This window comes from Lacinutrix venerupis, from assembly GCF_001971745.1.
GTDB lineage: Bacteria > Bacteroidota > Bacteroidia > Flavobacteriales > Flavobacteriaceae > Lacinutrix > Lacinutrix venerupis.
Window position 1 is genome coordinate 2463781 of record NZ_CP019352.1, and the last position, 13943, is coordinate 2477723.

Sequence of the window (13943 nt, forward strand, 5' to 3'; positions counted from 1 at the left end):
TGTTTTTTATTTTTTTGAATTCATTGTTAATTGGACATCATCATTTTCTTTCTGAATAATATGAATATCTCGTTGTGGAAACGGAATACTAATATTATTTTCTCTAAACAATTTGTCTATTGCAAAACGTATTTCGCTTTTTGGTATTCTTGCATTAAAACTATCTTCTACTGTAAATGCTACTCTAAAATCTAAAGAACTTTCTCCAAAGTTCATAAAAACAACACTTGGTGGTGGATTTTTAAAAACCAACTTTGAAGATTTTGCTGCATCTATTAAAAGCTTTTTAACTAATTGCACATCACTACCATACGCAACACCAACGTCTACACTTTCTCTAGTAGAAGATCCGTTTTGAGTCCAATTATACAAACTATTTGTGAGATATAAGTGATTAGGAATGATTAAGACCTTATTATCTATCGTTACAGCACGTGTTGTTCTTAATTTTATTTCTTCTACTCTTCCTACCTTACCTTCTATTTCTATAATATCTCCTACATGAACAGATTGATCTACTAAAATAAATACTCCAGATATAATATCTTGAAATAAAGTTTGAAGTGCCAAACCAATACCTATTAACAGTGCTGCTGATGCAGCAAAAACCGCTGTTATATCTATACCTAAAGAACTTATAGCTACTAAGAAAACAATAATATATATAAGCCATCTTCCAAAAGAAAAAACAGTATTAAATTTTGCTTTATCGCTATCTGGCATTTTGCGAGTAAGCAATTTCTTAGCCCAACGTAATACATAAGTTGTTAAAATTAAAACTAGAATTAACAGTAATATGTATTTTACTTTTAATTCTCCAGTAGTCTTGCCATCTACATCTTTAAATGTATACAATACTTTATTTAGAAAATCTATAAAGGTCTCCCAAGCGCTACTTTCTGCAATAACCTCTCCTACTTCTTCTACGGTATTTTCTATTTTATCTTTAACCTTATCTTGCATCTTTAATATTTAATCCATTTTAAAAGTTCTTTATATGTTGGTTTTTTTCCATACATTAAAATACCTACTCGATAAATTTTTGAAGCCAACCAAATGGTAAACATAAATGTACCAATTAATATTAACAAAGAAAGAATTTGTTGCCAAATTGGTACTCCAAAAGGAATACGCATTAACATAACAACTGGAGAAGTAAAAGGTATAAATGAAAATATGGTTGCTACTGTTCCATGAGGATCTTCTATTACTGTAAAACCACCAACATAAACAGATAATATTAAAGGCATTATTATTGGCAACATAAATTGTTGCGTATCGGTTTCATTATCTACTGCTGCACCAATAGCAGCATATAAAGAACTATATAATAAATAACCGCTAATAAAAAAGAATAGAAATGCAATAATTAAATTTACTAAAGGCATATTAAAAAATGCATTAATAAATAATTGAGCATCTGCATTAGCATCTGGATTTTGCATAGCTTGCGATACTAATTCTTGTTGCGGTGTATTTATTTGACTAAAATCAATATCAAAAATTATAGAAGCTATTACCATAAGAATGCTTCCTAAAATTAACCAAATACCAAATTGAGTTATACCAGCTAATGTTGTACCTACAATTTTACCTAACATAAGTTGTATAGGTTTAACCGATGATATAATGACTTCTATTATTCTACTTGTTTTTTCTTCTATTACAGAGCGCATTATCATGTTACCATAAATTATAATAAACATGAAGAGTAAGTATCCTGCTGCACCACCAAAAATTAGTTTAACTACACTGTCTGCTTTAGAAGTTTTTTCTCCTGTAAAATTTTCTTGGTTTATTGTTACATTAACTTCAGATGTTCTTAATGTATTAATATTAACGCCTTTGCTTTCAAGATTAATTTCTTTAAGGCGTTTTTCTATTTTATGCTCTAATGCAGAAATTATACTAAGCGAAGGTGTCTCTGTAGAATAAAATTGTACCTCTACATTTATATTCTCACTTGCTTCAACATCTCCTGTTTTTGTAGTAAAATTAGAAATATAAAGTAAGCCGTAATCCTCTTGTTCTTCTACAATTATCTTTGCGTTTTCTAAAGTAATATCTTTTAAAATATTATACTTAACAAATTCTTTATCTAAAAATATAGATTCAATTTTTCCAGACTGATCTAAAACAGATATATTTTTTTGTTTATTATTATTTACTTGCGACAAGTAGGCTACTACAGAAAATAAAGCAATCATAATTAACGGACTTAAAAAAGTCATAACTATAAACGCTTTATTTCTAACTTTAGTTAGATATTCTCTTTTTATTATTAGTGGTAGATGATTCATAATCTTTAATTATTCTTTACAGCTTGAATAAATATATCACTTGCACTAGGTATTACTTCTACAAAATGAGAAACCTCTCCTTGTGTTGTTAAATAACTTAGTAAGTGATTTGCTGATTCGTCTTCTGGCAGTTTAACTTTTAGTTTTAATTCATTATTTAAACTTTTAAAATTTGCAGGAGAAACAATAAATTTCTCTGAAAGAGATTGCTGCAACTGTAATACATTATTGGTATTAATACCTACCTCGAAAGTATTAGATTTAAACTGCCTTTTTATATCTAATAAATTACCATCTATAATTTTATTCGATTTGTTAATTAAAGCTATATGATCGCATAACTCCTCGACAGATTCCATTCTATGTGTAGAGAAAATAACAGTAGCTCCATTATCTCGAAGCCTTAAAATTTCATTTTTAATAATATCTGCATTAATAGGATCAAATCCTGAGAAAGGCTCATCAAAAATTAATAGTTTTGGCTCGTGTAAAACTGTGACTACAAATTGAATTTTTTGTGCCATTCCTTTTGATAGCTCTTGAATTTTTTTATTCCACCAATCTCCAATTTCCAATCTTTCAAACCATTGTAATAAACGCTTTTTAGCTACAGATTTTTCTAAGCCTTTAAGTTGTGCTAAATACAAAGCTTGTTCTCCTACTTTCATAGATTTATATAACCCACGCTCTTCTGGCAAATAACCAATATTTTGTATATGATGTCTTTGTAAAGGTTCTCCATCTAAAATTACCTTACCTTTATCTGGCATTGTAATTTGATTTATAATTCGAATTAATGTTGTTTTACCTGCTCCGTTAGGTCCTAATAAACCAAAGATGCTTCCTTTTTCAACAGAAATAGAAACATTATTAAGTGCTGTAAAATCTCCAAAATTTTTAGAAACTGATTGTGCTTCTAATAAGTTAGCCATATAGTATAGTTGTTACACCAAAAAATTTTAAAACATTTGGTATTGTTGCCGTAAAGATAGAAAATGTAGAGTCTTATACTTACTGTTTTAAAATTTTTTAACGCTGTAAAAAAGATAAAACGAGTATACATCTATGTTTTTATTATATAAGATAATAAAATACAATTGCTATAAACTTTAAAAATATTTTATTCTACTATTGTATTTAAACGTAATATTCTAAAAAAACAAAACCCACCCTCTACGCAAATAAAGGATGGGAAAAAATTGCTATGAAAAAGAAAAATTACCATTGGCGCAAACCAATGATAAATCAAATATACTATTTTTTGTTTAACTATTGGTTTTTAGAACAAATAACTTCTTTTTTTAACAAAAAAAATCTGTAAAAAATTACAGATTTTCTTATTTATTATATAAATACGTTTTAAGAAAACATATCCTTTACCTTCTCAAAAAATGACTTATCACTATGTTCTGGCTTAGGTGTAAAATGTTCATCTTCCTTCATTTTTTCAAAAAACGTTTTCTGTTCTTTGCTTAATGTTTTTGGTGTCCATACATTAACGTGTACTAACAAGTCTCCTTTACCATAACCGTTAATACTAGGAATACCTTTTCCTCTTAAACGTAAAATTTTACCAGACTGTAAACCTGCTTCAATCTTAATTCTTACTTTACCTGTTACGGTATCAATTTCTTTTGAAGCTCCTAAAATAGCATCCGGCAAGCTTACATATAAATCGTAATGTAAATTATCACCTTCACGTTGTAGTGTTTCATGCTCTTGCTCTTGTATTGCTACTAATAAATCTCCTGCAATTCCATTTCCTGGAGCATCGTTTCCTTTTCCAGAAACTTTTAATTGCATACCATCTACAACTCCTGCTGGAATTTTTACAGAAATAGTTTCCTCTTTTACAATTAGACCTTGAGCATCTGCTCCTGCTGGTTTTTTATCTATAATTTGTCCAGCTCCTCCACAGGTTGTACAAGGACTTGCTGTTTGCATACGTCCTAAAATGGTGTTTGTTACTCTTGTTACTTGCCCAGATCCATTACAAGTTCCACAAGTTTTATATGTTGTCCCTTCGGCTTGAACTTTACGCTTTACTTTTATTTTTTTCTCAACACCATTAGCTATTTCTTCTAATGTTAGTCTTACTCGAATACGTAAATTACTTCCTTTGACACGACGTTGTTGACCGCCACCAAAGCCACCTCCAAAGCCAGAGAAACCTCCTCCGCCTCCAAAAATATCTCCAAACTGACTGAATATGTCGTCCATATTCATTCCTCCGCCGCCGCCAAAGCCACCGCCGCCTTCGAATGCTTGATGACCAAATTGGTCGTAACGTGCCTTTTTATTTTCGTCACTTAAAACTTCGTAAGCTTCTGCTGCTTCTTTAAACTTTGCTTCTGCTGTAGAATCATCAGGGTTTTTATCTGGGTGAAACTCAATAGCTTTTTTTCTATAAGCTTTCTTAATTTCTGCAGCTGTAGCGTTTTTGCTAATGCCTAATGTTTGATAATAATCTGCTTTTGCCATACTTCCTTCTAGTTTTCAGTTTTAAATTTCAGCTTTTTTATAAACTGTCCTTATTTTTTTCTGAATACTTATTAATTGTGATTTCTCTATACTTTTTCAGTAAATAAATTACTGGTAAATGTACGTTGAATAATTTTTATTGTCCAATAACTACTTTAGGGAAACGAATTACAGTTTCTCCAAGCAAGTAACCTTTTTCAACAACATCTATAATTTTTCCTTTTAAATCTTCACTTGGTGCAGGAACTTGTGTAATTGCTTGATGAATTTCAGAATCGAAAACATCGCCATTTTTCACTTCCATTGCTGCTAAACCTTTTTGATTTAATGTTGTTAAAAGTTTTTGATAAATCAATACTACTCCTTTTCTTAACTCCTCGGCCTCTTTATCATCTTCTATATGCATTAAAGCACGCTCGAAATCGTCTAAAACTGGTAACATTGACACCATGACATCTTTACTTGCTGTTTTAAATAGCTCTATACGTTCTTTAGATGTCCTTTTTTTATAATTCTCGAATTCTGCAAACAGCCTTAAAAACTTATCTTTTTCTTGACCAAGTTCTTCTTTTAACTTATCTTCTACAGATAACTCTTCTACCTCAGCAGTTTCTTGAGTTGTTGTATCTTCTATTTGCTCTTCAATTATATCTTCTTTTGTTTCTTTTGCTTTACTCATTTCCGTATTTATTTTTAATACCTTTTAAGATTGGCAAAAGTACTGCCATTATTATAAAAATGTCAAAATGTCACAATATTTTTTTCATTTTTAAACAAATTGGCACTAAAATATTTTTATGAAAAAATTAAGTGTTTTCCATGGGATGTTTTATACTTTTGTTACTTAACCATTAACAAACAAATAAAAATGAAAAAACAAGTATTAAATATTTTTACAGTATTAGCTTTAGGTCTTACAGTTATTGGGTGCAAAAGCGAGAAAAAAACAGAAACATCTGAAGCTAAAGAAGTAGTAGAAGTTGCCGTAGAAGCTAAATACAAAGCCATTCCAGAAGAATCTATGGTTATGTGGGAGGCTAATAAAATTGTTGGAGGACATACTGGTACAATTAACGTATCAAACGGTGTTGCAACAACAAAAGGAGACCAATTAGTTGGCGGAAACTTTATTTTTGATATTAATTCTCTTGCATGTACAGACATTGAAGACGAAGGAAAAAATGCTAACTTAATTAAACACTTAAAAAGTGCAGATTTTTTTGAAGCAGAAACTCACCCAAACGCTTCATTCGAAATTACTAGTGTTGAAGGAAATAACGTAAGTGGAAACTTAATGTTAAAAGGTATTAAAAAGAATATTACTGTTCCTGTAAATGTTGTTACAACTGAAGATATGATGACAATTACAAGTGATGAATTTACTATTGATAGAACAGAATTTAACATTAAATATAACTCTGGAAAATTTGCTGAAAATTTAGGAGACAAAATGATTAATGATAACGTTAAATTAAAAATTTCTATTAAAGCTAAAAAAGCTTAAAAAAATTAAAGATATATTAAAAAGCCACATCTATACAGATGTGGCTTTTTTTTTAAACTTTACAATTCCATTAACACTCTCTTTCTTTTCTATATCTAAAAAAAAAGTAACTTGTAGGCTTCTATACAATTAAGCACTTATTATGACTATAAAACACAATATTTTAGGTTTATTTTCAATTTTATTTTTTACCGTATCTATTGGTTTTTCCCAAGAAAAAACTGTTCCTGTTTTTGAAAACGGAGAAGCTCAACCTGTTCAAGGATTCACTAATTCTAATGATTGGATAAGACATGATCTTTGGGTAGAAACCTCTTTTGATACAGATAAAGATGGTAAACCAGACCGCATGCATGTTGCAGTTACACGACCTAAACAAACAGAAACCGAAGGTTTAAAACTACCAATTATATATGTTACTAGCCCGTATTTTGCAGGAGTTGCAGATGACCTTCCTGGTGTTATGTGGGATGTGCAACACGAACTTGGTGAAATTGGAAAAGAACGTGTACATCCAGAAGTAAAACGTCGTGGAAAAAGACCAATTATTTCTAACTCACATATTAGAAAATGGGTACCACGAGGCTATATTGTTGTACACTCATCATCTCCAGGAACAGGATTAAGTGATGGTGCTCCAACTATTGGCGGTCCAAACGAAGCACTAGCTCCAAAAGCAGTTATCGACTGGTTATGTGGAAGAGCAAAAGGTTATACAGAAAGAAATGGTAATGAAGAAGTAAAAGCATTTTGGTCTACAGGAAAAGTAGGCATGACTGGAACATCTTATAACGGAACCTTACCATTAGCAGCAGCAACAACAGGCGTTAAAGGTTTAGAAGCTATAATTCCTATTGCACCTAACACTTCCTCTTATCATTATTATAGATCTAACGGTTTAGTACGTTCTCCTGGAGGTTATTTAGGTGAAGATATAGATGTTCTTTACGATTTTGTTCATAGTGGAGATGAGGAAAAACGTGCAGGAAATAATAAACGAATAAGAGATACCGAAATGAAAAACGGTATAGACAGGCAAACAGGAGATTTAAATGATTTTTGGGATAACCGAGATTATTTAAACCAAATGGCTCCTATGAAAGCTGCCTTATTAATGTCTCATGGCTTTAACGATTGGAATGTAATGCCAGAGCATAGTAATAGAATATACCAAAAAGCAAAAGAAATGGGTTTACCAACTCAATTATATTATCATCAAAATGGTCACGGTGGACCACCTCCAATGACTATGATGAATCGTTGGTTTACACATTATTTACATGGTATCGACAATGGAGTTGAAAACGACAAGCAAGTTTGGATTGTTAGAGAAAATGATAAAATGGACCAACCTACAGCTTATGATGCTTATCCAAATCCTGATGCAGAAGATGTTACATTGTATTTAAATAAAGGAGGAAACACCTCTGGAACACTAACTACAAAGCAAAACAAAAAACAGAAAACTGAAACGCTAGTAGACGATTTTAATATTTCTGCTAAAGAACATGCACAAGCAACAAACTCTAAAAACAGATTATTATATACTACACCAAAGCTAAAAACACCACTTCATATTTCTGGTGAAAGTAAGATTACAGTAAGCTTATCTAGTAGTAAAGCTGCTGCAAATTTATCTATTGCTTTAGTGTCTTTACCTTATACAGATGATGCAAAAGTAATAACAGATAATATTATTACAAGAGGTTGGGCAGACCCACAAAACCATAAGTCTTTAAGAGAAAGCGAACCTTTACAACCTGGGAAATTTTATGAGGTTTCATTTAACCTACAACCAGACGATCAAATTATTCGTGCAGGACAACAAATTGGATTAATTATTTTTTCTAGTGATAAAGAATTTACATTACATCCAAAACCAGGAACTGAATTAACTATAGATCTAGATAAAACGCGTTTAACCTTGCCTGTTGTTGGTGGATTAAAAACATTAATTAAGGCTACAGAATAAACATGAATATTTTATAAACAACATTTATTTTAATAGAAAAACCACTTCTTCTAAAAGTGGTTTTTCTATTTAAACTATATTTGTACAACTTATTCATATAGATGTCAATCACATTATTATCTTCTCCTTTACAAGGCTTTACCGATTTTAGGTTTCGTAATGCATTTCATCAATATTTTGGTGGTATAGATACGTTTTATGCACCTTACATTCGATTAAATGGAAAGTTGAAAATAAAAAATTCTTATCAACTAGATTTACAACCAGAAAATAACGTTGGTTTAGAAGTTATACCGCAAGTAATGACAAATGATGCCGATGAGTTTTTATTTGTCATTAAATATGTACAGAGTTTAGGTTATAAAGAATTAAATTGGAACTTAGGCTGCCCGTATCCTATGGTTACAAAATCCGGAATGGGTTCTGGCTTAATTTGCAATCCTACAAAAATTAATGAGATATTAAAAAAGGCACACAACGAAAGTGATATCACAATATCAATGAAAATGAGAATGGGATACGAACATGCCGAAGAAATTTTAGACACCTTCCCTATTCTTGATAATTATCCACTTAAAAATATTGCTATTCACGCTCGCATTGGCAAACAATTATATAAAGGCCCAGTAGATTTAGATGCTTTTGAGCGCTGCATAACAAACACAAAACACAAACTATATTACAATGGAGATATTACTAGTGTAGATACTTTTAAAAAGATAGAAACTCGTTTTCCAAGCATCAATCATTTTATGATTGGTCGCGGATTAATTGCAGATCCATTTTTACCTGCTATGATTAAAAATGACACAACGGAATACCCTAAAAAGCGCTGGGAGATTTTTAGCGAATTTCACGATACTATTTATCAACAATACGATGAATATTTATCTGGACCAACACCTATTAAAATGAAAATGTTAGGTTTTTGGGAATTCTTTTCTCAATCATTTTCAAATCCTCAAAAAACATATAAAGCTATTAAAAAAGCTGGAAATCCAGTTAAATACAAACAAGCGGTTGCTAGTATTTTAAATAATGAAAGTAAACTATAGTACTCTTTAAAAATTAAAAAAAATTCATCAGCTTAAAAAAGCTTATTGTATACAGTTATCTTTGTTGTATAAATTAATTCAATATTTTGAAAGACCTATTACTTATAACACCTCCTTTTACACAATTAAATACACCTTATCCTGCAACTGCATATTTAAAAGGGTTTTTAAATACAAAAGGTATTTCTTCATTTCAAATGGATTTAGGAATTGAAGTTATTTTGGAGTTATTTAGTAAAAAAACATTCGAAAAATTATTTGATTTAGCAATTAAAAATAATTCCATTTCCACAGAAAACGGCCAACGTATTTACACTTTAAAAGAAGACTATTTACAACCGTTAGATGCTGTAATTCGGTTTTTACAAGGCAAAAATCAAACTTTAGCCAGACAAATTTGCACATCTAATTTCTTACCACAAGCCTCTAGATTTAATCAATTAGATGATATGGATTGGGCTTTTGGAGAAATGGGAACGCAAGACAAAGCTAAACATTTAGCAACGCTGTATCTAGAAGATTTATCCGATTTTATTATTGAGTGTATAGACCCTAATTTTGGATTTAGTCGCTATGCAGAACGTTTAGGCCAAAGCGCCAATAATTTTGATGAGCTATATAACAGCCTACAAAGTAAACCAACCTTTATAGACAATATTACTCTTAAAATTTTAGAAGAGAAACTATTAAAAACACAACCAAAATTAGTGTGTTTCTCGGTACCATTTCCTGGTAATTTATACAGTGCTTTTAGATGCGCACAATATATTAGAGCCAATTATCCAGAAATAAAAGTAGCTATGGGAGGAGGTTTCCCTAATACCGAGTTACGTCAAGTAACAGATAAAAGAGTATTCGAGTTTTTTAATTTTATAACATTAGATGATGGCGAGCTACCAATCGAGTTACTTTATGAAAACGTGTGCAATTCAGAAGTAAAACAAAATCTTTTAAAAAACACATACAAGCGTACATTTCTACTAGAAAAGAACACTGTCACTTATAAAAACAACACTACAAAACAAGATTATAAGCAATTAGAAATTGGGACTCCAGATTATTCAGATTTATTATTAGAAGATTATATTTCTGTAATAGAAATTGCTAATCCCATGCATAGCCTATGGAGTGACGGCAGATGGAACAAATTAACAATGGCACACGGATGTTATTGGGGAAAATGTACTTTTTGCGATATCTCTTTAGATTATATTAAAATTTACGAACCTATTACAGCTTCCCTTTTAGTTGATAGAATGGAGCAATTAATTGCGCAAACTGGAGAAAACGGATTTCATTTTGTAGACGAAGCTGCTCCTCCTGCTTTAATGAAAGCTTTAGCAATTGAGATTTTAAAACGACAGCTAACGGTTACATGGTGGACCAATATTAGATTCGAAAAAAACTTTACTCAAGATTTATGTTATTTATTAAAAGCCTCTGGTTGCATTGCAGTGTCTGGTGGCTTGGAAGTCGCTTCAGACAGATTATTAAAACTTATAGATAAAGGTGTTACTGTAGAGCAAGTAGCACAAGTTACTCGTAATTTTACGCAAGCCAACATTATGGTACATTCCTATTTAATGTATGGCTACCCAACACAAACTGTACAAGAAACTATTGACAGTTTAGAAATGGTGAGACAGTTGTTTGAATTAGGAATTATTCAATCTGGTTTTTGGCATCAATTTGCATTAACAGCCCATAGCCCAATTGGGCTAAAACCTTCAAATTACGGTATTACACCAAACTATAAAAATATATCATTTGCAAACAATGATATAGATTTTACCGATAGCACAGGAATAGACCATAACATGTTTAGTTTCGGTTTAAAAAAATCGTTATTCAATTTTATGCACGGTATTGGCTTTGATATGGACTTGCAAGAATGGTTTAATTTTAAAATTCCACAAACCACAATTACACCATATTATATTGAAGATTGCCTTAATACCGAAACCATTTTTAGCACAAAACCAACCGCTAAAATTATATGGTTAGGACATTTACCGTTAGTTGAAGAACGTACAAAAACAAAAAAAGGATTTACAAATGAATTTTTAGATTTAACATTTCATGATAAAACCGAAACACTTCAAATTACTTTAAATAAAGCTGAAGGCGAATGGCTTCTTGACACATTAGAAACATTAAAGCCCAAAAACGGAAAACCGCAATCTTTTTCTGCATTAAAAAAAGATTACGAAAATCAATTTCAAAATTTTGAACTTTTTTGGTTTTCTAAACCGCTTCAAAAACTAAAAGATTTTGGTTTATTGGTTTTATAACGTGTATATAAAAGTAAAAAAACGATATCGTTGTTACTTATAACATTAAAGTAATAAAAAAACTACCTTTGCAATAAACATTTATTGCATGTCATTTAAAGATTTAAAACTTAACAAACCATTACTTCGTGCCATTGCCGAAAAAGGTTACGATAACCCAACACTTATTCAAGAGCGCACGATTCCGTTAGTTTTAGATAAAAAAGATGTTATTGCTTCTGCGCAAACAGGAACAGGAAAAACAGCCGCTTTTGCTTTACCTATTCTTCAATTATTGTTTAATAGACAAGATGTAGCAAAAAATCAAAAAAAAATACGTGCCTTAATTGTAAGTCCTACACGTGAGTTGGCCATTCAAATTCAAGAAAATTTTCAGGAGTATGCAGTATATACAAATTTAAAATCTACAGTTATTTTTGGAGGAGCATCAATAGAACCACAAAAAGACATCCTAAAAAAAGGTGTAGATGTTTTAATTGCAACATCTGGTCGCTTGTTAGATTTACATAAACAAGATGTAGTTAATTTAGATTATGTTGAAACACTAGTTCTTGATGAAGCAGATTTAATGCTAGATATGGGCTTTATTGATGATGTAAATAAAATTGAAAGACTTTGTCCAGAACAAAAACAGACACTTTTATTCTCGGCAACCATGCCTTATAAAGTGGAACAATTAGCAAAAACAATACTTAATAATCCAAGACGTGTAGAAGTTTCACAAAATTCTTCAACATCTAAAAACGTTAATCAAGCATTATATTACGTACCAAAACCGCAAAAAATAGAATTATGTTTGCATTTACTTCGTAATACAATAAAAGGTCGTATAATAATTTTTCGTCGTACTAAATATGGTGTAGATAAATTAGAGCAAACACTACTTAAAAACAACTATAAAGTAGCATCTATTCATGGAGACAAAAGCCAATCTTTAAGGCAAGAAGCTTTAAATAGTTTCAAACAAAACAATGTAAATATTTTAATTGCTACAGATGTTGCCGCACGTGGTATAGATATAGATAATATTGATGCTGTAATTAATTTTGATATGCCAAATGTACCAGAAACATACGTACATAGAATAGGTAGAACAGCAAGAGCAGGAAATACAGGTACAGCTTATTCATTTTGCTCTGCAGACGAAAAAACGTATATTAAAACCATACAACAACTTATTAATTTACAATTAGATATTGTAGAAGACCATCCTTATCCTTTAGACCCAAAAGCAAAACCTCAAGTACATAAAAAACAAGGTTCAAAACATAGAAAAGGAAGAAAAAGTGAAGCGTCTAAAAAGAAGAAAAAACGCTGGTATTAATTTTAATACTTTATTTATTATGAATAAAATATACTACATCCTTTTTAGTTTTATTTTAAGTTTTTACGTTAAAGCTCAAAACACAACTATAATTTCAAACAGCCAAGAACCAGTTTCTTATGCTACTATTTCCTTTGGTAATGGTAACGGTTTATTTGCAGATGATGCAGGACAATTTTACTTCACAAAAAAGCTATATAAAGATATCGATTCGTTATTTATATCGGCTATAGGTTTTAAAGATTTAAAATTAACAACAGATAGTTTACCAAAAACTATTGTTATGCATCCAAGTATAAATACGCTAGACGAAGTATTTTTAAGCAAACCAAAAGGGAAATTTAAAATAGAAAAAATAAAACCTACCGTTCACGAAGATTATTACAAATGTTGGCTACCAACAATAGAGAGCGAAATTGCAGTTTATTTTCCTAATAACAATCCTACAAAAACACAACGCTTATCCAGTTTGCAAATACCAATAAAAGTTGAAGCTAAAGATTGGGATAAACGAAAAAGAAAAACCTCAGAAAAAAGATCCTTTTCCACTCTATTTAAAGTTAATTTCTACGAAAACAATAACGGATTACCTGGAGATGTTTTAACCTACGATAAAATTGTATTTATTGCTAACGAAAAAAACGAGAAAATTTTAGAATTTAATGTTACCCAACACGATATTTACATGCCTAAAAACGGTTTATTTATTTCGTTACAAGTATTAGGTTATACAGATAAAAACGGTAGACTTTTACCAAATAAAAAATATCAAGAAATTAAAACTACACGTGGTATTGTAAAAGTACCAACAACTTTTAGACCGCTATTACCTTTTACAGATGAGATTTCTGAAAAAAGAACCTTTGTTAAACGTGTATTTTTAAATGGTGGAGAATGGACACTTTTCGACAAACAAAACGTTGAAAAATCTAACTTACTAAAAGCTGGCTTAAACAATTATGGCTTAGGCATAAACTTAGAGGTTTATAAAGAATAACTAATACAAACACATCCAT

11 protein-coding genes are annotated in these 13943 nt (G+C 30.6%); 6 read left to right on the forward strand and 5 right to left on the reverse strand.

Annotated features, from left to right (window positions below; translation table 11 throughout):
* Window positions 1-6: 6 nt before the first annotated feature.
* The 5 genes from BWR22_RS11250 to BWR22_RS11270 all read right to left on the reverse strand — a co-directional run bounded on the left by BWR22_RS11250 (window position 7) and on the right by BWR22_RS11270 (window position 5460).
* Window positions 7-963 carry a mechanosensitive ion channel family protein gene (locus BWR22_RS11250; protein WP_076733768.1) on the reverse strand — a complete coding sequence of 319 codons (957 nt, stop codon included), beginning with the start codon at window positions 961-963 and terminating at the stop codon, window positions 7-9.
* A gap of 2 nt (window positions 964-965) precedes the next feature.
* Window positions 966-2300: an ABC transporter permease gene (locus tag BWR22_RS11255; RefSeq protein ID WP_076733769.1), complete on the reverse strand. Its 1335-nt coding sequence runs from the start codon at window positions 2298-2300 to the stop codon at window positions 966-968.
* A 5-nt stretch (window positions 2301-2305) separates the two neighbouring features.
* Window positions 2306-3232, reverse strand: coding sequence for an ABC transporter ATP-binding protein (locus BWR22_RS11260; protein WP_076733770.1), 927 nt, complete (start codon window positions 3230-3232; stop codon window positions 2306-2308).
* A 427-nt stretch (window positions 3233-3659) separates the two neighbouring features.
* The gene (dnaJ, locus tag BWR22_RS11265; protein WP_076733771.1) at window positions 3660-4781 is read right to left on the reverse strand and encodes a molecular chaperone DnaJ; all 1122 of its coding nucleotides are present in this window, start codon (window positions 4779-4781) and stop codon (window positions 3660-3662) included.
* A gap of 136 nt (window positions 4782-4917) precedes the next feature.
* Complete coding sequence (locus tag BWR22_RS11270) at window positions 4918-5460, reverse strand: nucleotide exchange factor GrpE (RefSeq protein ID WP_076733772.1); 543 nt, start codon at window positions 5458-5460, stop codon at window positions 4918-4920.
* Between the two features lie 189 nt (window positions 5461-5649).
* On the opposite strand from BWR22_RS11270, the gene BWR22_RS11275 reads away from it, so the two are divergent.
* The 6 genes from BWR22_RS11275 (at window position 5650) to BWR22_RS11300 (ending at window position 13924) form a co-directional block, all read left to right on the forward strand.
* On the forward strand, window positions 5650-6285 hold the full coding sequence (locus tag BWR22_RS11275; protein WP_076733773.1) for a YceI family protein: 636 nt from the start codon (window positions 5650-5652) through the stop codon (window positions 6283-6285).
* A gap of 142 nt (window positions 6286-6427) precedes the next feature.
* Entirely contained in the window at window positions 6428-8257 is a 1830-nt protein-coding gene (locus tag BWR22_RS11280) for a Xaa-Pro dipeptidyl-peptidase (RefSeq protein WP_076733774.1), read from the forward strand.
* A gap of 101 nt (window positions 8258-8358) precedes the next feature.
* A complete protein-coding gene (locus BWR22_RS11285; protein ID WP_076733775.1) occupies window positions 8359-9312 on the forward strand; it encodes a tRNA dihydrouridine synthase in 954 nt (317 codons plus the stop codon).
* An 86-nt stretch (window positions 9313-9398) separates the two neighbouring features.
* A complete protein-coding gene (locus BWR22_RS11290; RefSeq protein WP_076733776.1) occupies window positions 9399-11603 on the forward strand; it encodes a B12-binding domain-containing radical SAM protein in 2205 nt (734 codons plus the stop codon).
* Between the two features lie 88 nt (window positions 11604-11691).
* Window positions 11692-12927 (forward strand): DEAD/DEAH box helicase, encoded by a 1236-nt coding sequence (locus tag BWR22_RS11295; RefSeq protein WP_076733777.1) that lies wholly within the window; start codon window positions 11692-11694, stop codon window positions 12925-12927.
* 19 nt (window positions 12928-12946) lie between these two features.
* Window positions 12947-13924, forward strand: coding sequence for a peptidase associated/transthyretin-like domain-containing protein (locus BWR22_RS11300; RefSeq protein WP_076733778.1), 978 nt, complete (start codon window positions 12947-12949; stop codon window positions 13922-13924).
* Window positions 13925-13943: the final 19 nt, after the last annotated feature.

Bases quoted from the DNA above. Each gene is read 5' to 3' on its own strand.
- BWR22_RS11250 (WP_076733768.1), bottom strand. From the start codon at position 963: ATGCAAGATAAGGTTAAAGATAAAATAGAAAATACCGTAGAAGAAGTA.
- BWR22_RS11255 (WP_076733769.1), bottom strand. From the start codon at position 2,300: ATGAATCATCTACCACTAATAATAAAAAGAGAATATCTAACTAAAGTT.
- BWR22_RS11260 (WP_076733770.1), bottom strand. From the start codon at position 3,232: ATGGCTAACTTATTAGAAGCACAATCAGTTTCTAAAAATTTTGGAGAT.
- dnaJ (WP_076733771.1), bottom strand. From the start codon at position 4,781: ATGGCAAAAGCAGATTATTATCAAACATTAGGCATTAGCAAAAACGCT.
- BWR22_RS11270 (WP_076733772.1), bottom strand. From the start codon at position 5,460: ATGAGTAAAGCAAAAGAAACAAAAGAAGATATAATTGAAGAGCAAATA.
- BWR22_RS11275 (WP_076733773.1), top strand. From the start codon at position 5,650: ATGAAAAAACAAGTATTAAATATTTTTACAGTATTAGCTTTAGGTCTT.
- BWR22_RS11280 (WP_076733774.1), top strand. From the start codon at position 6,428: ATGACTATAAAACACAATATTTTAGGTTTATTTTCAATTTTATTTTTT.
- BWR22_RS11285 (WP_076733775.1), top strand. From the start codon at position 8,359: ATGTCAATCACATTATTATCTTCTCCTTTACAAGGCTTTACCGATTTT.
- BWR22_RS11295 (WP_076733777.1), top strand. From the start codon at position 11,692: ATGTCATTTAAAGATTTAAAACTTAACAAACCATTACTTCGTGCCATT.
- BWR22_RS11300 (WP_076733778.1), top strand. From the start codon at position 12,947: ATGAATAAAATATACTACATCCTTTTTAGTTTTATTTTAAGTTTTTAC.